The 21244-nt window shown below is 72.6% G+C and carries 16 protein-coding genes and 1 pseudogene; 7 read left to right on the top strand and 10 right to left on the bottom strand.

Annotated elements, in window-relative coordinates:
- Positions 1-36 precede the first annotated feature (36 nt).
- Entirely contained in the window at positions 37-1527 is a 1491-nt protein-coding gene (locus ACT01A_RS05420; RefSeq protein WP_445151222.1) for a hypothetical protein, read from the bottom strand.
- A 262-nt stretch (positions 1528-1789) separates the two neighbouring features.
- On the opposite strand from ACT01A_RS05420, the gene ACT01A_RS05425 reads away from it, so the two are divergent.
- The 3 genes from ACT01A_RS05425 to ACT01A_RS05435 all read left to right on the top strand — a co-directional run bounded on the left by ACT01A_RS05425 (position 1790) and on the right by ACT01A_RS05435 (position 5203).
- Positions 1790-2533 (top strand): DUF72 domain-containing protein, encoded by a 744-nt coding sequence (locus tag ACT01A_RS05425; protein ID WP_445151223.1) that lies wholly within the window; start codon positions 1790-1792, stop codon positions 2531-2533.
- 71 nt (positions 2534-2604) lie between these two features.
- Positions 2605-2979, top strand: a complete 375-nt coding sequence (locus ACT01A_RS05430) for an ATP-binding protein (RefSeq protein ID WP_445151224.1) — start codon at positions 2605-2607, stop codon at positions 2977-2979.
- A gap of 64 nt (positions 2980-3043) precedes the next feature.
- Entirely contained in the window at positions 3044-5203 is a 2160-nt protein-coding gene (locus ACT01A_RS05435) for a bifunctional diguanylate cyclase/phosphohydrolase (protein WP_445151225.1), read from the top strand.
- A gap of 28 nt (positions 5204-5231) precedes the next feature.
- Here ACT01A_RS05435 and ACT01A_RS05440 read toward each other — a convergent pair whose 3' ends face one another.
- The 3 genes and pseudogenes from ACT01A_RS05440 to ACT01A_RS05450 all read right to left on the bottom strand — a co-directional run.
- Positions 5232-6365 (bottom strand): zinc-binding dehydrogenase, encoded by a 1134-nt coding sequence (locus tag ACT01A_RS05440; protein ID WP_445151226.1) that lies wholly within the window; start codon positions 6363-6365, stop codon positions 5232-5234.
- Positions 6362-6784 (bottom strand): acyl-CoA thioesterase, encoded by a 423-nt coding sequence (locus ACT01A_RS05445; protein ID WP_445152799.1) that lies wholly within the window; start codon positions 6782-6784, stop codon positions 6362-6364. Before ACT01A_RS05445 ends, ACT01A_RS05440 begins: the two co-directional genes overlap by 4 nt.
- A gap of 126 nt (positions 6785-6910) precedes the next feature.
- Positions 6911-7156, bottom strand: a pseudogene (locus ACT01A_RS05450) (helix-turn-helix domain-containing protein); the annotation flags it as partial.
- Here ACT01A_RS05450 and ACT01A_RS05455 point away from each other — a divergent pair.
- Entirely contained in the window at positions 7143-7370 is a 228-nt protein-coding gene (locus tag ACT01A_RS05455; protein ID WP_445151227.1) for a hypothetical protein, read from the top strand. The pseudogene ACT01A_RS05450 and the gene ACT01A_RS05455 overlap by 14 nt on opposite strands.
- Positions 7371-7430: 60 nt before the next feature.
- Entirely contained in the window at positions 7431-9689 is a 2259-nt protein-coding gene (locus tag ACT01A_RS05460; RefSeq protein WP_445151228.1) for an esterase-like activity of phytase family protein, read from the top strand.
- On the opposite strand, the gene ACT01A_RS05465 is transcribed toward ACT01A_RS05460, so the two are convergent.
- The 3 genes from ACT01A_RS05465 to ACT01A_RS05475 form a co-directional block, all read right to left on the bottom strand.
- The gene (locus ACT01A_RS05465; RefSeq protein ID WP_445151229.1) at positions 9686-11299 is read right to left on the bottom strand and encodes a hypothetical protein; all 1614 of its coding nucleotides are present in this window, start codon (positions 11297-11299) and stop codon (positions 9686-9688) included. The two genes, ACT01A_RS05460 and ACT01A_RS05465, sit on opposite strands and share 4 nt — an antisense overlap.
- Positions 11300-11363: 64 nt before the next feature.
- Entirely contained in the window at positions 11364-13673 is a 2310-nt protein-coding gene (locus ACT01A_RS05470) for a PAS domain S-box protein (protein ID WP_445151230.1), read from the bottom strand.
- Positions 13674-13818: 145 nt separating this feature from the next.
- Positions 13819-15522 (bottom strand): CARDB domain-containing protein, encoded by a 1704-nt coding sequence (locus ACT01A_RS05475; RefSeq protein ID WP_445151231.1) that lies wholly within the window; start codon positions 15520-15522, stop codon positions 13819-13821.
- Between the two features lie 100 nt (positions 15523-15622).
- On the opposite strand from ACT01A_RS05475, the gene ACT01A_RS05480 reads away from it, so the two are divergent.
- On the top strand, positions 15623-16909 hold the full coding sequence (locus tag ACT01A_RS05480; RefSeq protein ID WP_445151232.1) for a hemolysin family protein: 1287 nt from the start codon (positions 15623-15625) through the stop codon (positions 16907-16909).
- Positions 16910-17453: 544 nt separating this feature from the next.
- On the opposite strand, the gene ACT01A_RS05485 is transcribed toward ACT01A_RS05480, so the two are convergent.
- Positions 17454-18170, bottom strand: coding sequence for a helix-turn-helix domain-containing protein (locus ACT01A_RS05485; RefSeq protein ID WP_445151233.1), 717 nt, complete (start codon positions 18168-18170; stop codon positions 17454-17456).
- A gap of 47 nt (positions 18171-18217) precedes the next feature.
- On the opposite strand from ACT01A_RS05485, the gene ACT01A_RS05490 reads away from it, so the two are divergent.
- Complete coding sequence (locus ACT01A_RS05490; RefSeq protein ID WP_445151234.1) at positions 18218-19615, top strand: glucose-6-phosphate dehydrogenase; 1398 nt, start codon at positions 18218-18220, stop codon at positions 19613-19615.
- Here ACT01A_RS05490 and ACT01A_RS05495 read toward each other — a convergent pair.
- Positions 19522-20151 carry a TetR/AcrR family transcriptional regulator gene (locus ACT01A_RS05495; RefSeq protein ID WP_445151235.1) on the bottom strand — a complete coding sequence of 210 codons (630 nt, stop codon included), beginning with the start codon at positions 20149-20151 and terminating at the stop codon, positions 19522-19524. The genes ACT01A_RS05490 and ACT01A_RS05495 overlap by 94 nt on opposite strands.
- On the bottom strand, positions 20148-21179 hold the full coding sequence (locus ACT01A_RS05500) for a zinc-dependent alcohol dehydrogenase (protein WP_445151236.1): 1032 nt from the start codon (positions 21177-21179) through the stop codon (positions 20148-20150). Before ACT01A_RS05500 ends, ACT01A_RS05495 begins: the two co-directional genes overlap by 4 nt.
- Between the last annotated feature and the right edge of the window lie 65 nt (positions 21180-21244).

A 21244-nucleotide genomic window follows, 5' to 3' on the forward strand; every position in this document is an offset into this window, starting at 1 on the left:
ACGAGGTCCTGGCGATCATGCGCGTCGACGCGGGCGTCACGCTGGACGCGGAGGCGTTTGCGGCGCTGGAGGGCTTCCTGCCGCGTTGGGGCGCTCCCACGACGGTCCCGGCTCCCACGGCTCGATCCGCAAGTACTTCAACAACGCCAGCGCGCGCAGCGTCGTGACCTTGTCGGCGGACGACATCAGGTCGCCGCTGCGCAGCGCCGCCGACGGGTCGAGCTTGCCGATGAACCAGCGGTAGGCGTCCTCGGCGGTACAGGAGAGCTCCAGCTCGGCGCCGTCGCCTCCGAGGTCGAGCGTCATCTCCGCGTCGGGCTCGCGCAACGTGAAGCGCACGCTCATGCCGACCCGGTCCAGGCGCTCGCGCACGGTCGCGTCGGCGTCGAGCGCGTCCCGGACCCGGCCGCCGAGCTGCTCGTGCACGGCGGCCGCGTCGGCAAAGCGCGGCGCCTCGCGCTCGGCGCGCAGCAGCGCCAGCACGTCCGCGGCGTTGCGCACGGGCGGCAGCGCGCGCAGGCGTTCCAGGCGGACATCGGCGAAGGCGTCGCCGCGGGCCGTCGTGTCGCGTTCCAGCATCGCCGCGTAGTGACGCCGCGCCGCGGCGCCCCAGGTGACCGCGCCGGCCTCGCCGTGCCAGTCGCGCGGCGCGAGGCGCAGCAGCCAGCCGGCGCCTTCGGGGTCGCGCGCGAGCAGGCCGGGATCGTCAACCAGCTTCGGGTTGACCGCCAGGACCGCGCCGCCGACCGGCGCCCAGATGCCGAAGGTGCCCTCGCCGGTGCGGACGGTCGCGACCATGTCGCCGGCCTCCAGCGCCGCGCCCGGCTCGGGCAGCGTGACCGTCGGCGCCGCGCCCAGCCCGCTCGCCAGCGCGCTGGTCAACCCGACCACGACCGAGCCCAGCGCGGTCTCCACCCACAGATGTGCGTCGAGCGCGATCCCACGCGACGCGGTCCCGAAGCCCGCCGGATCGACCGGCGGCACCGTCGGGCGCACGAACCGCTGCGCGGCGTCGCGGCGGCGTCCCGGCCAGGCCGCGGGCGGCGGCGCGGCCGGGAACATCTCCTCGGGCAACGGCGCGCCGTGGCGCAGCGCCTCCTCGCTCAGAGCATCCGCGGCCACCAGCGGCACGTTGTAGCGGCGTGCCGCGCGCTTGAGCGCCTCGCGCATCTCGTAGCCCGCGCCGTCCGGGATCGCCAACGCGGTCACGCACGCGTGCGAGGCGCGGAAGCCGGTGCGATGGACCTCCATGTCGCCCCACGCGGCGATCGCGCCGACCGCCTGGTCAGAGCGGAAGTCCAGCCGCCGGTCGGCCGGATCGGTCAACGCGTACAGCCCGCACATGCAGTCGGTCACCGGCGGCGCGTGGCGCACCTCGCGCGCGCAGACCGCCTCGTTGACGCCCGGATCCCACGGCAGCGCGCTGAACGTCCACGGCCGCAGCGTGCCGTCGTCCTCCAGGTGCCAAGCGCGGTAGCCAACGACCGCTTGGACGAAGTCGGGAGCGCCGTGCGCTTCGTCGGACATCAGCGCCCTCCACCGCCGTGCGAGCGAGCCGCCAGGCGCGCTCGCGCCCGGACGCCGAGCCGCCAGGCGAGGCTGTCCGCACTCACGCCGGCACGGGCTCGCGGTCGGGCGCCTCGTGCGGCGCCTCGACCGGCGCGGGCTCGCGCTCCGCGGGCGCCTGCGCCGGAACGGGGAGCACAAGCGGCTCCACGCGGATCCGTCGGGAGGGGCCAGGGAGATCGAGGCAGACCGGCACGGCCCGGGAGGGTAGAGACCGCACCTGATGGCACCCGTTCGCATCGGCTGCTCCGGCTGGATCTACCGCTCGTGGCGCGAGTCCGGCTTCTACCCCGAAGGCTGCCCGCAGCGCCTCTGGCTGGAGCAGTACGCCACCCACTTCGACACCGTCGAGCTCAACAACACCTTCTACCGCCTGCCCAAGCGCGACGCGGTCGCCGCCTGGGTTCAGCGCACGCCGGACGACTTCCTCTTCACGGTCAAGGCCTCGCGCTACCTGACGCACATCAAGCGCCTGACCGACATGGGCCCGGGCGCCGAGAAGCTCTGGGAACGCCTCCAGCCGCTCGTCGAGTCGCCCAAGATGGGCCCGGTTCTCTGGCAGCTGCCGCCAAACCTCGAGCGCGACGACGACCGCCTCGCCCACGCGCTCGCCCACCTCCCGCCCGGCCACCACGCCTTCGAGTTCCGCCACCCGTCGTGGTTCGAGAACGACGACGTGCTCGCCGTCCTGCGCGAGCACCGCGTCGCGCTGGTCATCGGCGACCGTCCTGAGCGCCCGTGGCAGCCGCACGAGCTCACCAGCGACTTCACGCTGATCCGCTTGCACTTCGGCCATCGCGGCAGGCGCGGCAACTACAGCGAGACCGAGCTGAAGGAGTGGGCCGCCACGATCGAGCGCCTGCGCGCCAAGGCCGCGGTCTTCGCCTACTTCAACAACGACTGGGAGGGCTTCGCTCCGCGCAATGCGGCGCGGCTGCGGCGCCTGGTTGTGCCGGAGAGCGTTTGATCTCCCGACGAAGAGGAACAACTCTGACCAGAGGCACGCAGGCCTCCCCCGCTCACCGCTCTCCCCTTGCAATGCCTGACCAGGTCACCGTCGACATCGACCGCGATCGCACCGCGCCCGCCCACGCCCGTCGTGCGGTAGAGGCATTCGGTGCGAACCTCGATCCCAGCGTCGTCCCCGACGTCAAGCTCCTGGTCTCCGAGCTGATCTCCAACAGCGTCAAGTACGGCGGCGAGGGCGGCGTGCAGTTGATCTTGCGCTCTGAGAACCCGCAGCACGTGCACGTCGAGGTCGTCGACCAGGGCGTCGGGTTCGTGCCCGCCGCGCGCGACCGCCCGAAGACCGAGCCCGGCGGCTGGGGCCTGCACATGGTCGAGGCGCTCACCGAGCGCTGGGGCGTGCGCGAGGGCTCGACGCACGTCTGGTTCGAGATCGACCGTCGCTAGCCCGGCGGCTACGCGTCCACACACCCATCAAGACGTCCTCTGTGAGGACGATCACACGGGAGAGATGGGTTCCTGGGTCGACCGCCTCGCTGCGTACCTGCGCTCGTCCTCCACGGCCGAGCGCTTGGTCGCGGGCCGCGTCGGCGGCGGCCTGTGGCTGATCGCGGCGGTCGCGACCGTCTCGCTGCCGCTGTTCCCGCAGGTCGACACGCCGCTGTGGCCCTGGCCGCTGCTGTGGACGATCGGCGCGGCGACCTGGGGCATCTGCGCGATGTTCGTCATCGACTGGCGCGTCGCGCCGCCGTGGCTGCTGGTCGCCGCCAGCGCGGCCGCGGTCGTGGTCGTCGCCGCGATCACCCAGCTGACCGGCGGCGTCGCCTCCCCCGCGCGGCTCTACATCTTCTTCGTGTTGTTCTACGGCGCGTGCTTCCTGACGCCCAAAGAGGCGATCGGGATCATCGTCGGCTGCGCCGGGGCCTGGGCGCTGCCGGACGTCGGCAAGCACGGCTGGTCGACCGGCCTGGGCGAGCTGGCGATGGCGCTGCCGATCTTCGCGACGCTCGGCGCGATCCTGCTGATCGGCCGCCGCCTGCTGGGAGCGATGCACGACGCCGCGCAGCGCCTCTCCGACGAGCACCACGCGCTGCGCGAGATCGCCACCGCGGTCGCCGCCGGCCGCCCGCCCGAGGTCGTCTGCTCGCTGGCCGCCGAGCAGGCCGCGACGCTGCTGGAGGTCGACGGCGGCGGGATCCTGCGCTTTGACCCCGACGACCAGCTGACGGTCCTGGGCTCCTACCAGCGCGGCGGCACCAAGATCCCGCCGGGCACCCGCTTCCCGATCGTCCCTGAGAGCCCGACCGCCGCGATCCGCCGCGACGCCCGCGCGGTCCGCCTCGACGACTTCGACACCTACCGCCCCGGCACGATCCGCGAGAACGGCATCGAGGCGCTCGTCGGCACGCCGGTCTTCGTCCGAGGCCACCTCTGGGGCGCGCTGGTCGTCGTCGCCCAGACCGCCGACGCGATGCCCGACGACGCCGAGGCCCATCTCGCCGACTTCGCCGAGCTGATCGGGATGGCGGTCGCCAACACGGAGGAGACCGCACGGCTAGAGGCTGACGCGACCACCGACCCGCTGACCGGCCTGGCCAACCACCGCGCGTTTCAGGAGCGGCTGCGCGCGGAGGTCCAACGCGCGGCCCGCCACGCGCGGCCGGTCGCGCTCGCGCTCGTCGACGTCGACCACTTCAAGGCCGTCAACGACGCCGGCGGCCACGCGATCGGCGACCAGGTCCTGCGCGCGGTGGCTGCCCATCTGCGCGAGCACCTGCGCGCCGAGGACCTGCTGGCGCGGGTCGGCGGCGACGAGTTCGCGGTCCTGCTGCCGGAGGCCGACGCCACGCAGGCCGCGGCCGCGATGGAGCGCGCGCGCCGCGCGATCGCGACCGCGCCGTTTGCCGGTGGCGCCCACCTGACGATCTCGGTCGGGATCTGCGACGCGGCGCACGCGCCCGAGGCCGAGGCGCTGAGCCGCTTCGCCGACGGCGCGTTGTACTGGTCCAAGGAGCACGGCCGCAACCGCGTCTCGACCTACGACCCGGCGACGATCCAAGAGCTGAGCGCCGACGAGCGCATCGGCCAGCTCCAGCGCTCCCAGGCGCTGACGGGGATCCGGGCGCTGGCGCGGGCGATCGACGCGCGCGACCCGTCCACGCACGAGCACTCCGAGCGCGTCGCGCGCCTGACCGCCCAGCTCGCCGAGGAGCGCGGCTGGCCCGCCGACCGTGTGGCGCTGCTGCACGAGGCGGCGCTGGTGCACGACGTCGGCAAGATCGGGATCCCGGACGCGATCCTGCTCAAGCCGTCGCGGCTGACCGCGGAGGAGTACGAGGTCATCAAGGGCCACGCGGAGCTGAGCGCGCGGATGGTCGAGGAGATCCTCGGCGCCGAGCAGGTGGCGTGGATCCTCGCCCACCACGAGCGACCTGATGGCCTTGGGTATCCACGCGGCCTGCGCGGCGACGAGCTGAGCGAGGGCGCCGCGCTGCTGGCGGCGGCCGACGCCTTCGACGTGATGGTCAGCGCGCGGCCGTACTCGCCAGGACGCTCCGTGGAGAGCGCGCTGGAAGAGGCGCGGTCGCTGGTGGGCAAGCAGTTCACCGCGGAGGCGGTGGCAGCGCTGGAGGCCGTGCATGCGCCGCTATCCGCCGCGGCCGCCGCATAGCGCTAGGACATCGCCCTAGGACGTTGTCCTAGAAGATGATCGCCTGACGCACCGCGGCGCCGGCGGCGAGGCGGTCGAACGCCTCGTTGACCTCGTCCAGCGCGATCCGGTGGGTGAGCAGCTCGTCGACCGGGAGGCGTCCCTCCTGGTAGGCCGTGACGAACGCGGGGATGTCGCGACCGGGGACGCACGAGCCCAGGTAGGAGCCCTTCAGCGTGCGCTCCTCGGTGACGAGGCTGACGGCCTGGATGTCGAGCCGCTGCTCGGGGTGCGGGAGGCCGACGGTGACGGTCGTGCCGCCGCGCCGGGTCGCCTCGTAGGCCTGCTGCAAGACACGCGCGCTGCCGACGGTCTCGATGACCTTGTCGCCCCCGCCGCTCGTTGCCTGCTTGATCGCCTCGACCGCGCCGTCGCCCGCGTGCACCGGCGTGGCGCCGAGGCGGCGGGCGTGCTCGAGCTTCTCCTCCACGACGTCTACGGCGACGATCTCCGCCGCGCCCGCCATGCGCGCTCCGAGCAGAGCGGCGAGGCCGACGCCGCCAAGGCCGAAGACCACGACGCGGTCCTCGGGCGTGACCTGCGCGGAGTTGACCGCGGCGCCGACGCCGGTCAGGACCGCGCAGCCGAACAGCGCGGCGATCTCGTAGGGCAGCGAGGGATCGACCTTGACCGCGCTGTGGTGATCGACGACAACATGGTCGGCAAAGGCGGAGACACCAAGATGGTGGTGAAGGTGATCGTCGCCGGGAGCGTGCCAGCGGCGTTCTCCGCCCAGCAGCGTGCCCGCGGCGTTGGCGGCGGCGCCTGGCTCGCACAGCGCGGGGCGCTCGGCGCGGCACGGGCCGCAGTGGCCGCACGTCGGAACGAAGCTGAGGACGACGTGGTCGCCGACGGCGAAGCCGCCCGCGTCTCCCCCGTCGCTGCCGCCGATCGCCACGACCTCGCCCGCCGCCTCGTGGCCGAGCACCATCGGCATCACGCGCGGGCGCGAGCCGTTGATCACCGACAGGTCGGAGTGGCAGAGCCCGGCGGCGCCGACCTTGACCAGCAGCTCGCCCGGCCCAGGCGGCGCGAGCTCGAGGTCGACGATCTCCAACGGCCGCGACTCGGCGTACGGCCCCGGCCGCCCCATCTCGCGCAAGACCGCGCCACGGACGTTCATGCCTCCGACACCTCCAACTTGGTCAACGCCGCCCGGACCGCGTCCGGGACCGACGCGGGCCGCCGCGTCTCGCGGTCGACGAACACGTGCACGAACCACCCGGTCGCCGCCGGCGTCGCGCCGCCGCCGCTGAACAGCCCGATCTCGTACTTCACGGAGGAGTTGCCCAGGTGCGCGACCCGCAGCCCGGCCTCGACCGGCTCCGGGAACCCGAGCGCCGCCGTGAACGCGCAGTGCGACTCCGCGCACAGCCCGATCACGGACCCCTTGAGGATGTCCAGCCCGCCCTCCCGGATCAGGTACTCGTTGATCACGGTGTCGAAGTAGGAGTAGTACTCCACGTTGTTGACGTGCCCGTAGACGTCGTTGTCCTTCCAGCGCGTCGGGATCGTCTGGCGGTGGGGATAGTCCTCGATCATGCCCGTCGCGCAACATATCGCTGGACCGTTGCGCGGTGGCCGCTGCCCGATCCCCGCGAACAGGTCGGCCGCGCCGATCTCCAACGCCACCGAGACCCGCGCCACCGTCCGCACGCCGGGATCGACGACCGCCCGCTCCAGGCGCCCGTAGTACGAGGTGCTCATCCCGGCTGAGGCGGCCACATCCTCTTGAGTGAGGCGGCGAATGGCCCGCTCGGTCCGCAAGTTCGCGCCGAACGTCTGAAGCGGATCCGGCGCGCGCACTACCGCCACATTGCGTCCAGGACCAGGACATTTCCAGCCCTTTAATGACCTTGACTGTCGATATTTGACACATAAATGTACTAGGGTTGGGGACGTGTCGCTGCTCATCCCCGTCCCGGTCGGGTGCCGTGCCGCGCCCTTGCTGGAGGTCCTGCTCGCGCACCTCCGCGAGCGTCGCGTGCTCCGCGCCGGGGGCGCCCGGGCGGAGGCCGAGCGCCGCCAGGCCGTCGCCGACGTCGCCAAGGCGATGGCGCGGATCGCGACCGCGGAGGCCGAGGTCCACGAGGCGCGGGCGCGGCTCGGCGGAACGCTCGACTCGTAGTGGCCCTTCACCGAATGGTCACCGCTGCGCGACCGCGTGGCAGCAGGATCGCGCGCCGACATGTCCAAGCTTTCTCGCTCCGCCGCGCTGGTCGCGGCCCTGTCCGCCTGCGCGGCCGCCGTCGTGGCGCCCGTCGCTGCCGCCGCCCCGCTCGCCTCGCCGGTCGAGGCCGGGCGCTACATGTTCGACCGCGCGCTCGTGCTGCCGACGCCGGCGCTCTCGCCCGCCAGCCCGATCAACGTGGCCGGCGGCCTGCGCGAAGGCGGTCTCTCCGCGCTCCAGGTCGTCCCCGGCACCGGCAACCGCCGCTTCCTCTCGATCTCCGACCGCGGCCCCAACGGCCAGCCGGGCGGCGCGAACGGCTCGACCAACGGCCGTTCCTTCCCCACGCCGAGCTTCAGCCCCATCATCTACGAGCTCGAGGCCCAGGACGACGGCCGCCTCGCGGTCGTCTCCCGCACCCAGCTGCGCGTGCCCGGCAACGACCCGGTCCGCGTCGACGATCCGGCCACGTTCCCCGGCGACCCGTCGCTGATCACCGGCATCCGCAACGTCACCAACACGCTGCTGGACGACCGCATCTGGCTGCTGACCGGCGACGCGATGCCGTCGGCGTTGAGCGAGTACGCAAAGACCGACCCGTACGGGATCGACTCCGAGGGCATCCAGCGCGACCCGCGCGACGGCAGCTACTGGATCAGCGACGAGTACCGCCCGTCGATCGCCCACTTCGACCGCAACGGCGTGATGATCTCGCGGATCGTCCCGAAGGCCAGCGACACGCTGACGACGCTCAACGGCGCCGGGGCGGGCACGGCCGGGACGCTCGGCGACTGGTACGACGGCGTCGCCCAGCCCAAGCTCCTGCAGGTCCTGCCCGAGGAGTACAAGGCCCGCCGCCAGAACCGCGGCTTGGAGGGCGTCGCCCTCTCACCCGACGGGACCAAGATGTACTTGATGATGCAGAACGCCCTGGACACGGCCAACGCCAACTACTACGCCAACCAGGGCTACGGGGTCCAGTGCAGCGCGGGCTCCTCCGACGGCAGCACCAGCGGCTACAGCTTCTGGCGCGATGTGCGCATCGCGGAGTTGGACATCACCAACCCGAACGCCCCCACGGTCAGCGGCGAGTGGGTCTACCGCACGCAGACGCTGTCGACGACCGACGCCGCCACGCAGGCCTTCGCGCGCGTCTCCGACATCGCCTGGGCCGGCCCGCGCAAGCTGCTGGTCGACGAGCACGACGACGCCAACCCGGCCAAGAACGGCCGCGGCGTCTACGAGGTCGACCTCTCGCAGGGCACCAACATCGCCACCGCCTACCCGACGCTCGCCTCGCGCCAGGGCTCCACGACCGCGGCGGGCAAGACCCAGCCCGCGCTCGGCTGCTTCCTGGACAACGGCTCGACCGACGAGCTGGCGGCGCTGTCGACGCCGGTCACGCCGGTCGGCAAGTCCTTGTACTTGAACCTCGGCCTCGACGGCGTCGACTTCCGCAACGACAAGCTCGAGGGCCTGACGCTGCTGGAGGGCGTCCCGGGCGTCGCGATGGTCAACGACAACGACTTCGGGTTCGTCCAGGACAACGACCTGACCGTCCGCCCGTCGGCCGACCCGTCCGAGACCGTGCGGATCTTCACGAGCCGCCCGCAGAACACGACCGCCCCGTCGCTCAGCGGCACCGCGAAGGCGGGCCGCACGCTGACCTGCGCGCCGGGCTCCTTTGACGGCACCGGCGCGTTGGCCATCACCTACACGTGGAAGCGCGACGGCGCGACCATCGACGGCGCGGAGGGCAACCGCTACACGTTGAGCACCGAGGACGTCGGCAAGGCCATCACCTGCACGGTCCTCGCCACGCGCGTCGCGGGGGCCGTCATCGCCACCGCCGTGCCGGTGAGCACCGTGGCGACCGCCGCCGTGGCCGACTTCGAGGCCGGAGCGCCAGGGGCGAAGGGCGACAAGGGCGACGCCGGCTCGCAGGGCGCGACCGGGCCGCAGGGCCCGATCGGCCTGACCGGCCCCGCCGGCCCGAAGGGCGCCAAGGGCGCCTCCGGCGCGATCGGCAAGGTCACCTGCTCGCTGGTCAAGAACAAGAAGAAGGCGCTCACCGGCGTCACCTGCAAGGTGTCGGCCAAGTCCGCCCGCGTCGCCGCCCGGGCCAACGGCAAGACCATCGCCAAGGCCACGGTCCGCAACGGCGTCGCCACCCTGCGCCTCCCGGCCCGCGTCCGCGCGGTCACCTTCGTGACCCTCGACGCCTCCGGGAAGGCGCTGAAGACCAAGCAGGTGACCGCGCGGCGGGCCGCCGCTTAGGACGCGTCGAACGGAACGCTGTCGCCGGGGAACACCAGCGCCCCGCCGGAGAAGTCGGCGGCGACGCGGTAGGTGCCAGCAGGCGAGGACGACGGCGCGACCAAGGTGAAGGTCGCGCCGTCCGCGCTCACCGCGGCGGTGATGACCGGGTTCTGCGTGTAGCGCTCGAAGCAGCCGGCCGGCGCGAGCGACTGTGAAGGCGCGATCGTCGTGCCGGGCGTCGTCGACCGCGGGTTGCAGATGCGCTCGAGCTTGCGGTCGAGGCGGACCTTGCGGCCGGGCAGCGCGGGGCTGATCGTGCCGGTCACTTGAAGGCGGCCGTCGGCCAGGCGCGTGGCGGCGGTCGCGGTGATCCGCGCGTAGGCGGGCATGTAGGTGGTGACGCCGGTCGGGATCGAGACGTCGCCTGGGCGTGCCACCGCGGCCAGGTACCGGAACGGCTGGACCGCACCGGGCACGGCGATCCGCGCGACGCCGTCGGCGCCGGTCGTCCCGGTCGCGCCGGTGGGCGTCGGCGCGGGGACCGGTGCCCGGATGTCGGTCGGCACGGCCATCAACAACTCGACCGGCGCGCTCGCGACCGGCGCCGAGCCCAACACCGCGCTCCGCGACGCTGAGCGCCGCGTGACGCTCACCTCGGCGCTCGGCGTCGAGTCGACGTAGACCGGCTGCGGCGCGACGGCCAGCGTCACGTCCGGCGCCAGCGTTCGGCTCGCCGTCGTGAACGGGTCCTGTCCGGCGACGACCAAGCACCCGCATTCGCCGACGCTCTCGTAACCGACCGACTGCAAGTAATAGGTCTGCCCCGCGTCGCGGGCAAACGCCCCTTCGAGCGTCACGAACGCGCGCGCCTCCGAGCGTCCGCCGCCGCGCAGGGCGAGCTTCACATACACGTTGGCTTGCCGGATCCCGCCGCGCGAGGTGAACAGCGAGCCGCGGTCCAGCGAGACCGACCCAATGAAGTTGGACTCCTCGCCCTGGGACTCGCGCTGCAGCGTCCGCGACGATCCGCCGCTCCACGCCACCACGCGCGCCTCGGTCGCCCGCGGCGTCGCGGTCGGCGAGGCCAGCACCGCGACGGTGCCCTCCCCCACGTCGAGCTGGACGAGCTTCGCGCAGTGCCCGCGATCCAGCCGCCGCGAGCCCGCGTACGGCACGTCGCAGGAGCCGGTTCGCACGGAGTAGGCCAGCCGCGAGCCATCAACGGCGACCGCCGGCGACCCGCCGCCGCGATACGGGATGTGACGCAGCACGCGCGGCGTCCCGACCGAGGACGGCGTCAGCGTCGCCGAGCGGACGACGCACGTCCGCGCCCGCGTCGAGCACGACTCGGCCCAGACGACCTGCCCGCGGTTGCCGCCCGCCGCCGAGACGCCCACGTCGAACGGCGCCGACGCCGGCGGCCTCAGCGCGGTGGTCCGCACCGGCCCCGTGCCCTGCCGGACGCGCAGGCGCCCGTCGTCCCCACGCCACGCGGCATAGCCCGCATCAGCGACGACCGGCGTCGCCTGCTTCACCGCCCCGGCCACCTCGTCGGCGCGAGCGGCGGCCGCGGGCAGCAGCAGCGCGGCAAGCAGCGGGACGGTGAGCGAAGCGCGACGAACGAACATGCACACCGAACTCTCCCACCTCGCCGGAGGTGACACCACGATGTCCGCGCGGACGCGCGCCCGCTCAGGCCCGGGACGCGCGCGGCTCGTGCGCGACGCCGTCGCGCCCCGCCGCCTTGGCCGCGTACATCGCCCGGTCCGCGCGCACGAGCAGCTCGTCGCCGGTCTCGACCGTCGCGTCCATCAGTGCCACACCGACCGACGCCGTCACACCGCGCGCCGCGCCGACCTCGCGCACCACCGTGACCAGCGCCTCCGCTGCGATCTCCGCCTGCGCGGCGGTCTCGACCGGCAGCAGCACCGCGAACTCGTCGCCGCCCAGCCGCGCCAGCACGTCGGTCTCGCGCACCCGCTCGTGCAACCCCGCCGCGACGTCGACCAGCAGCGCGTCGCCCGCGTGGTGACCGTGCGTGTCGTTGACGTCCTTGAAGCCGTCGAGGTCCAGCACCAGCAGGGCGCCCGCCGGCCCGTAGCGCCGGCAGCGCGCCACGTGCCCGGTCAGCGCCGCCTCGAAGCCGCGCCGGTTCAGCAGCGCGGTCAGCGGGTCGTGGTCGGCCAGGTGCCGCAGCCGCGCCTCGTACTCGCGCCGCTCGGTCACGTCGCGCATCTGCCCGAGCACGTGCACCGGCCGGCCCTCGTCGTCGGTCACCAGCGTCGCGTTGACCGCCACCCAGACCGTCTCGCCGTCCGGGCGCACCAGCCGGTGCTCCTCGGCGATGTCCTTGCCGTCGACCGCCGACAGCGCCTCGACCACCCGGTCCACGTCGTCGCGGTGGATGAGCGCGAGCGGGTCGCCTCCGACCAGCTCGTCCGGCCGCGCGCCCGCGATCTCGCAGAGCGCGTCGTTGACGCGCATGAACCGCCCTTGCAAGTCCGACAAGAACATCCCGATCGGCGCGCGGTCAAACGCGACCTCGAACTGCCGCTCGGCCGCACGCTGGGCCCGCTCGGCCGCGCGCTCCTCGGTCACGTCCCGCGCGACGACCAACGCGCCCGCGATCTCACCGTGCAGGTCGCGGTTGGGCGCGACGGTCAGGACCAGCTCGCGTCCGCTGTCGGCGACCGACACCACCACCTCGGACTCCTCGCCCGCCAGCGCTCTCGCCAGTGCCGGATCGAGCAACTCATAGGCCTCGGTCGGCAGCGTCCCGCCCTCGACCATCGTGCACCGCAGCTCGCGGTCGTAGACGGCGACGACCGCGCGCGGCAGGTTCCCGAGCACGAGCCGCATCTGCTCTTCGCCGACGCGCAGCGCGTCCTGCGCGCGGCGCAGCTCGGTGACGTCCTGGGAGATCCCCTCGATCCGCACGACGGTCCCGTCCGGCCCGGTCACCGGCAGCACGCGCGTGGCCAGCACGCGCACCTCGCCGTCGGTCCGCGTGATCCGCATGTCGAAGTCCGCGGCCTCGGCCTTGCGCAGGGCGGCGCGCGTCACGTAGGCGACGTGCTCGCGGTCGCCCTCGACGATCATCGTCGCCAGCCACTCGCGAAACGGCGGCAGCGGCGCCGACGGGTCGACGCCGTAGATCCGGCACAGCTCGGGCGACCACGTCATCTCCTCGGCGACCGCGTCCCAGTGCCAGGACCCGGTGTGCGCCAGCGCCTGCGCGCGCTGAAGCTCGGCGGCGGCTGCCAGCTGCTCGGTGATGTCGAACGTGACCGCCATCGCCTCGTCGCCGCCCAGGGGCCGGAACGCGGTGCGGTAGGTGCGGCCGTTGGGCGCGGTGTGCTCGTCGGTGTGCGACTCGCCCCGCAGCGCCGCGCGCCAGTGGCCGATCAGGTGCGCGCGCTCGATGTCGTTGATCAGCTCCTCGGCGCGTCGCCCGACGACGTCCTCCGGCGCGCGCCCGGCCGCCGCGAACGCGGCGCCCGCGGCCATCACGAACCGCAGGTCCTTGTCGACGACCAGCACGCCCGTGTCGGGCAGCGCCGACACGAGGTTGCGATAGCGCTCCTCCGAGCGTCGCAGCCGGCGCCGGTCCTCGCGGCGGCGCAACGCGTAGCGGACGGTCCGCGCGAGCATCGGCCCGTCGATCTCGTGCTTGACCAGGAAGTCGGTGATCCCGACGCGCTCGGCCTCCTGGTCCAGCGCCGGGTCGGCCATCCCGGTCAGCAGCACGATCGCCGCGTCAGGATCTTCGGCCAGGAGCCGGCCGGCCGCCTCTAGGCCTTCGCCGTCGGGCAGCCGGTGGTCGAGCAGGACGACGTCGGGGCGCTCGGCGCGCCAGCGCTCCCACATCTCGCCCAGCGTCGCGGCCTCGACGACGCGGACGCTGTCGCGCAGGCCGTCCGACAGCCAGATCGCGGCGAGGCCGCGAGAAGCCGGGAGGTCATCGACCACCAGGACGGTCACCGGATCGGTGGAGTTGGTCACTGCCGCGTCCCTAATTACCCCGACACGGGTGTCTCCGAACCGCCGGAGGCCGGAACCTCCCACGAACCGGGAGAACAGACCCGAGTCCGCCGCCGGCTGAGGAAGGCGGCGGACCCGGTCCACGCTCAGCTTAGGCGGTCGACGCCTAAGGCATCTCGTCTTTGTAGAAGTTGTCCTCGTCGAGGAAGACGCCCTCGCCGCCGGGATCGGGGTTGCCGGCCTTGTCGGTCTGGATCGCGAAGGTGTGTTCCTTGACCGTCCCGTCGGCGAACGCGAGGCGGATCTTGCCGCCCGCCAAGACCTCGTAGGTGCCGTGCTCGTCGGGCGGGTAGGAGCCCGCGGCGGTGAACGGGCCGATGCCCGGGTCGCCCATCGTCGTGGTGGTCGACTTGCTGTAGATGAACTGGCCGTCCGCCGCCAACGTCAGCCAGTTCTCCCAGGTCGTGCAGCCGAGGATCAACCCGCACATGCCCTGGAAGCCGCGGTGGACGAGCTCGACGCCGTACCGGGCGCCCGCCTCAGGGACCACCAGACGGTCGTAGTCCTGGAGGTCGCCCTCGTCGGTGATCTGCAGCTTGCCGTCCTTGAACGTGCCCGCCACGGTGCCGAGCGTGACCGCGCCGGTGGCCGGGTCGTAGGTGTAGGGGATGCACCCGTCGGTCGCGTTGCCCTTCTCGTCGACGCCCGCGGTCTGGGTCGTGCACGAGACCGGGAGGCCGCCCTTCGGGATCCCGCGGTAAGCCCATCCGTCGTTGATGAAGTAGACGCCGTGGTTGTCCCACGCCCAGTCGACGTGGTTGATCACGTACCACCAGTAGGTCCCGATCAGCGGGTTCTGCTTGCTCGGTGTGGTCGTGACCGGCGGGGACTTCTTGGTGGTCTTCTTCGCCTTGCCGATCCGCAGCGCGACGCGCCCGGTCGCCGCGACCTTCTTGGCGCCGCTGGCCTTCAGCGTCAGCGTGGTCGTCGTCTTGGCCTTCTTGGTGAGGTTGACCTTGACGCGGCGCGTGGTCGACTTGCCCGCCTTCAGCGTCTTGACCGTGATCGCCTTCGGCGTCGCCGACAGCCCGCGCGCCGCACCGACCATCAACTTGACGCCCGTCGCCGCCGCGGTGCCGGTGTTGGCGACCTTGACCTTGAGCGACATGGTGTGGTTGCGCTTGATCTCCGACGGGACGCCGCTGACGGTCACCGCCAGCTGCGCGACCTTCTTGGGCGCTGAGGCGGCGACGGTCTGCTGCGTGGGCGCGGGCGTGGGCGCGGGCGCGGGGGCCGGCGTGGTCGCCGCGGGCGGCGGCGGCGCGGGCGTCGTGGTCGTGGTCGTCGTCGGCGGCGCGACCTGCGCGGTCAGCCCGGCGGGCGTGTTCACGCTGTCGTAGAGCGTCTGGCCGTCCTTGGTGGAGACCTGGCCGGTGACGCAGTTCGGCGCGCCGCCCGACAGGCGCGAGCTCGTCGCCGTGATCGTCACCTTGCTCCCCGCGCGCGTGATCCTGGCGTCGGACTGCAGGTCGCCGTCAGCGTCGCCGCTGAGCCCCCAGACCCCGCTGGTCGCGTCGGTGTAGCCGCCGAGCGCGGCGAACGGCGGCCCGCACGTCGGGCCCGACAGCGAGCCGACCTGGAGGTAGAAGAACAAGGGGTCGGGGTCGGCGCCGAAGGTCAGCGACGCGCTGACGGTCCCCGCGTCGTCGTAGGCCGCCTCCACGCTGGCGATGTCCCGCGCGGGCGCCGGGCCGTCGCCGGCCGGGTCGGTCCCCGAGCCGGAGTAGGTGGTGGCGCCAGCGGGCGCGGCGCACGCAGCAGCGGCCGCCAGGGTCAGGGTGGCGAGGGACAGGCGGACAGACCGGTGCACGGGCGCGCTATTTTCCCAGGCGAATCGGCGGCGAAACCTAGGTTCACCGGACGATCACCACAGTGGGCGCGCCGCCGCACCCGCTATGACGTGTGGGGACATGTCCGACCTGCTGCGCATCGTCGCGGTCCTCGCCCTGATCGGCGCCAATGCGTTTTTCGTCATCGGGGAGTTCGCCGTCGTCACCGCGCGGCGCTCCGCGCTGGCCGCCGCCGCGGAGTCGGGCAGCCGCCGCGCGCTCGCGGCGCTGAAGTTGATGGACGACCCGGTCCGCGTGATCTCGACCGTCCAGGTCGGCATCACCGCGCTCGGGATCCTGACCGGCGCGGTCTCCGAGCCGCTCGTGCGCCACCTGCTCGGCGACGCGATCCCGACCTGGCTGGCGGTCGTCATCGCGTTCACGGTCGTCACCTACCTCAGCGTGCTGTTCGGCGAGCTGGTCCCGAAGGCGCTGACGCTCGACCGCGCCGAGACGCTCGCCGCGCTCGTCGCCCGCCCGATCGACCTGATCGCCCGCGTCGCCGCGCCACTGGTCACGGTCCTGGAGAAGTCGGCTGGCGTGATCCTCAAGCCCTTCGGCGTGCACGACATCGTCGCGGGCGACTCGATCCGCACGCCCGAGGAGCTGCGCGCGCTGGTCGACGAGGCCGAGGAGTCCGGCGTCATCGGGCGCGCACAGGAGGAGTTGCTGCACAACGTCTTCGACTTCGCCAGCCGTGAGGCGCGCGACATCATGCTCCCGGCCTCCGACGTCGTCTGGCTAGACGCCGAGCTGGATCCCGACGCGGCGCTCGGCGAGGCGCTGAAGGCGCCGCACGGCCGCTACCCGGTCGGCGCCGGCGACCTCGACCACGTCGTCGGCGTCGCGTTGTTGGTGGACCTGGTCGCCGCGGCGCGCGGCGAGAGCGACGCGGGCACCGTCGGCGAGCTCGCCCGACCGATGCTCGTCGTACCCGAGACCAAGGACGTCGGCGCGCTGCTGCGGGAGCTGCGCGAGCAACGCCAGCAGATGGCTGTGGTGGTCGACGAGTACGGAACGACCGCGGGGATCGTGGCGCTGGAGGACGTGCTCGAGGAGATCGTCGGCGAGATCGAGGACGAGTTCGATTTGCCGGATGCCTCGTTGCGACGCGTGGATGAGTCGACGGTCGAGGTGGCGGGGTCGCTGACGATCGACGACTTCAACGAGACGTGCGGGACGCGGCTGCCGCAGGATCGATCGGCGCGAACGCTGGCGGGACTGCTGTTCGAGGAGCTCGGCCGCGGGCCCCACGTCGGCGACGCCGTCGAGGTCGACGGGGTGACGTTGCGTGTGGTGGAGATGGATGGCCTGCGGATCAAGCGGCTGACGGTCGCGCCGGTGTTGGCGTCGGCGTCTGCGGCTTAGCGCTCGAGCTGTTGGTGGGGGTGCGCGGCGTTGGTGGCCGAGGGCATCAAAGGGCGTGAGGCTGTTGGGGCGTGGCGACCGTCTTTGGTGTGGATCGTCGCTGAGGGCACCGCCAGCGACGGGGATTTACAGCGCATCAAGACATCAGACTCGGCGTCCACGGTGGTCCCTCGGCCGCTGGGGTTCGAGGGACCAGGGTTTCGGAGATCCGGGTCGCTGCAACCGGAATGTCCGGCTCAAGCGACCCGCACCCCGAAACCGGGATCCGGGTCGAGTTAGCGTCGATATACGACGCTAACTCGACCCGGATCCCCAAATGCGCGACCTTCGGGCCCGAACCCTCAAACCCCGGGGCCGACGGACGCCCCTTGAGGCCCGTATTCATGTCTTGATGCCAAAGCCAGCCCGGCCGGCACCACCCAAAGCGACGATCACTCCCCCGCGGTGGCCACGCCATAAGGCTCTCACCCTTTTGATGAGCCGAAGCACCACCAACGCCCCGCACAACCCCGCACCACCCGCGGCGCCGGCGCCCCCGCGCCCCTCACCCCTCCGGCGACTCGCCCATCGCGCGCTCCGGGAAGGCGCCCTTCAGCAGCCAGCCGCCGTCTTCCAGGCGCTCGACCTCGCCCCGTCGGGTGAGCTCGCCGACCGCCTGGCTGACCGTCGGGCGTTGCGCGCCGACGAAGCGGGCCATCATGGTGTGGTTGATCGGCACCGGGATCAGCACGCCTTCGGGCGTCACGCGGCCGAAGCGCTCCGACAGGCCCCAGAGCGACAGCAGCACGCGGTCGTCGATGCGGACGACCTGGTGGATCAGCAGCCGCAGCGACGCGCTCGTCGCCCGGCCCATCACGCGCTCGGTGACCTGCCCGATCACGTGCGGCCAGCGCGCGGCGCGCGCCACGAAACCGGCGTCGAGCACGGCGAAGCGGACCGGCTCCATCACGTTGAAGCGCAACCGCACCTTCAGCGCCTCGGCGTGGCGGTCCTTCGGCCACGGCCGGATGACATCGCCGGCACCGAGGATCTCCAGGCTCACGCGCCGTCCGACGCCCGCGTCGCGCGCGATCACGCCGTCGAGCATCAGCAGGCCAAGCTCGGCGCCCGTGGCCGCCCAAGCGTGATCGAGGTCCCACCCGCCCCGCGGCGCCTCCATGGTGCGCACGAGCAGCTCGTCGCGGGCCGCCGCGAAGGCGTCCGGATCCAAGCCTGATCCGAGGTCCGGATCGACCTCCAGTAGACGAACCACCCCATCCATGTCGAAGACCAGTAGAGCACGGTCGCCCAAACGGGTAGCGCGCTTACGTGACCGCTTCCGCGAACGACGCCCCCGATCCCCATGTCCTGGTCCTCTTCGGAGGCACCGGTGACCTGGCCGCCCGCAAGCTCCTGCCGGGCCTCCTGCACCTGGCCGCCGCGGGGCTGATGCCGGAGGACTGGCGCCTGATCGGCTCCGGCCGCCACGCGCCCGACGGCGCCTGGCCGCCCGGCGAGGAGTGGGAGCCCCATCGCGACCGCGTGTCGTTCGTCACCTCCTCGGCCGACGACGGCGAGGACCTCGGCCGCGCCGTGCAGGAGGCGCGCCAGGCGTTGGGTGAGACGTCGCGCACGCTCTTCTACATGAGCGTGCCGCCGTCGGCGATGGAGCCGATGGTCGAGATGCTCGACGCCGTCGACGGGCTGGCCGACGAGCGCTCGCGCATCGTGATGGAGAAGCCGTTCGGGTCAGACCTCGCGTCGGCCAAGCACCTCAACAAGTCCGTGCACAAGGTCTTCGACGAGGAGCAGGTCTTCCGCATCGACCACTTCCTCGGCAAGGAGGCCGCGCAGGACATCCTCGCGCTGCGCTTCGCCAACGGGCTGTTGGAGCCGATCTGGAACCGGCGCCACGTGGCGATGGTCCAGGTCGACGTGCCCGAGACGCTCGGGCTGGAGGGCCGCGCGTCGTTCTACGAGGAGACGGGCGCGTTCCGCGACATGGTGGTCACGCACCTGGCGCAGATCATGGGCTTCGTGGCGATGGACGCGCCCGCCTCGCTGGACCCCAAGGACCTGCACGACGCCAAGGCCAAGGCGTTTGCCCACCTGCGGCCGTTCACGCGCGACGACGCGGTCTACGGGCAGTGGACCGGCTACCGCGAGGAAGACGGCGTCGACCCGTCCTCGGAGACCGAGACGTTCGTCGCGCTGCGCGCGTGGATCGACGCCGAGCGCTGGCAGGACGTGCCGTTCCTGCTGCGCACCGGCAAGAAGATGGCGCAGGACCGGCGCGTGGTGACCGTGACGCTGCGCGACTCGGCGCACGTCGACTTGCTGCCGCGCGCGGAGCCGCACGAACGACCCAATGAAGTGGTCTTCGAGCTGGAGGACGACCCCAAGATCCTGATCGAGGTGCGCGTCAAGGCCCCGGGACCGGCGCTGGAGGTCACCCCGGCGGCGTTGCGGCTGGACGTCGAGCGCGCGCTGGGCGGCGGCGGGCTGGAGGCCTACGAGCGGCTCCTGCACGACGTGATGCTCGGCGACCGCTTGCTGTTCACGCGCGGCGACGAGATCGAGCTGCTGTGGGAGCGCGCGGCGCCGCTGCTGGCCGAGCCGCCGGAGATCCTGCCCTACGAGCCGGGCTCCTGGGGCCCGGGCGCGGCGGACGCGCTGGCCGCATCGGACGGGCCGGGCTGGCGGCTGCCGGACGACACGAGCGCCTGAGCCGCCGCGAGCGCGGCCCGCGCCACGGTCTGCGGGTCGCGCATCTGGGCCTGGGCGATGGCGCCGTCGAAGAGCAGCGCCAGCTGGTCGGCGAGAGCGCTTGCGCGCGCGTCGTCGAAGCCGGCCTCCCCCGCCGCCACCGCGAAGACGTCGCGCGTCGCCGCCTTGTGGCGCCGCGCGACCGCGCGCGCCGGGTGGCCGGGGTCGTGTAACTCAAGCGAGGCGTTCATGAACGGGCAGCCGCGGAAGCCGCGGCTCGCGAACCACGGCTCGAGCATCGCGAACGGCGCCAGCAGCCGAGCGACCGGATCCTCGCCCGCGTGCTCCATCGCCGCGGCGAGCGCAGCGCGCGCCGGGCCGTCGCGCCCTTCGAGCACCGCGACGACGAGCTCGTCCTTGGTGGCGAAATGGCGGTAGAGCGTCATCTTGCCCACCTCGGCCTCGGCGGCGATCCGATCGACGCCGACCGCGCGGATGCCCTCGCGGTGAAAGAGGCGCGAGGCGGTCGCAAGGACGCGGTCGCGCGCGGCGCTCACGGCGTGAGGACCAACTTGACGTAGTCCTCCAACAACGCGTCAGCGGCCTCGTCAAAGGACACCACCTTGGTCGTGACCGGCGCGACGTCCAGCGTCCCGTCGGCCAGTAGATCCAGCACCGCAGGCGCGTCGTGGCGGGCGTGGATCCGGCCGGTGACGAACGTGCTGCCCATCACGTACATCGGCAACAACGGGAACGGCGGGATCGTGTTGGGGTCGAAGTAGATCGCGGTCGAGGTGCAGACGCCGTCGCGGTCCAGGCTGTTGAGCGCGAGCGCCAGGCCCTCGGTCGTGGCGGCGGCATCGACGGTGATCGGGAAGCGCTCGTCGAGCCGGTCGGGGACCTGGTCCAGCGTGCGGGCGCCGTACGCAGCCGCGATCCCGCGCCGCCGCTCGTCTGCATCGACATACAGCACATCCTCGGAGCCGAGCGCTCGGGCCTGCGCCACGGCGTAGAGGCCGATCGACCCCGACAGCGCGCCGCCGCAGATCAGCACGGGCGCGCCGGGCCGGGCACGCAGGTGCGGCACGATCGCGCGGTAGGCGTCGGTGATGTTGTCGGAGGCCGAGGCGGCGTCGATCGACGCGACGCCGCCCGGGACCGGGACGAGCATCGCGTCGGCGTACGGAACGCGGATGAGGTCGCTGAGGAAGCCGCCGTAGCGGGTCAGCTCAGGGCCGAAGCCGAAGCCGTAGGTCAAGCCGAGAGGCACGGATTCGCAGTTGCCGGTGCGCCCGGCGCGGCACGCGCCGCACGTCCCGCAGGAGATCTGAAACGGGACGAGCACGCGGTCGCCGGGCTTCACCGTCTCCACCGCGTCACCGACGTCCACCACTTCGCCGACGCCCTCGTGGCCGATCGCGAACGGCGCCGGGAACGGGGAGACGCCCCCGACGATCATCGCGTCCAGATCGCACGTGGCGACCGCGAGCGGGCGGACGATCGCCTCGCCGTCGCCGGCGAGCGCCGGGTCAGGCGCGTCGCGCCATTGGAGGTCCCGAGGGCCGGCGTAGGTCAGGGCGCGCATGGTGACGGCGACGATACAGATCGGTATCGCCAGACACAACAGCGCGACGTTTGGGTCGCTTGGTC

This window comes from Baekduia sp. Peel2402 (assembly GCF_052567285.1).

Bases quoted from the DNA above. Each gene is read 5' to 3' on its own strand.
- ACT01A_RS05485 (WP_445151233.1), bottom strand. From the start codon at position 18,170: ATGGATGGGGTGGTTCGTCTACTGGAGGTCGATCCGGACCTCGGATCA.
- ACT01A_RS05460 (WP_445151228.1), top strand. From the start codon at position 7,431: ATGTCCAAGCTTTCTCGCTCCGCCGCGCTGGTCGCGGCCCTGTCCGCC.
- ACT01A_RS05480 (WP_445151232.1), top strand. From the start codon at position 15,623: ATGTCCGACCTGCTGCGCATCGTCGCGGTCCTCGCCCTGATCGGCGCC.
- ACT01A_RS05435 (WP_445151225.1), top strand. From the start codon at position 3,044: ATGGGTTCCTGGGTCGACCGCCTCGCTGCGTACCTGCGCTCGTCCTCC.
- ACT01A_RS05445 (WP_445152799.1), bottom strand. From the start codon at position 6,784: ATGATCGAGGACTATCCCCACCGCCAGACGATCCCGACGCGCTGGAAG.
- ACT01A_RS05465 (WP_445151229.1), bottom strand. From the start codon at position 11,299: ATGTTCGTTCGTCGCGCTTCGCTCACCGTCCCGCTGCTTGCCGCGCTG.
- ACT01A_RS05500 (WP_445151236.1), bottom strand. From the start codon at position 21,179: ATGCGCGCCCTGACCTACGCCGGCCCTCGGGACCTCCAATGGCGCGAC.
- ACT01A_RS05425 (WP_445151223.1), top strand. From the start codon at position 1,790: ATGGCACCCGTTCGCATCGGCTGCTCCGGCTGGATCTACCGCTCGTGG.
- ACT01A_RS05420 (WP_445151222.1), bottom strand. From the start codon at position 1,527: ATGTCCGACGAAGCGCACGGCGCTCCCGACTTCGTCCAAGCGGTCGTT.
- ACT01A_RS05440 (WP_445151226.1), bottom strand. From the start codon at position 6,365: ATGAACGTCCGTGGCGCGGTCTTGCGCGAGATGGGGCGGCCGGGGCCG.
- ACT01A_RS05430 (WP_445151224.1), top strand. From the start codon at position 2,605: ATGCCTGACCAGGTCACCGTCGACATCGACCGCGATCGCACCGCGCCC.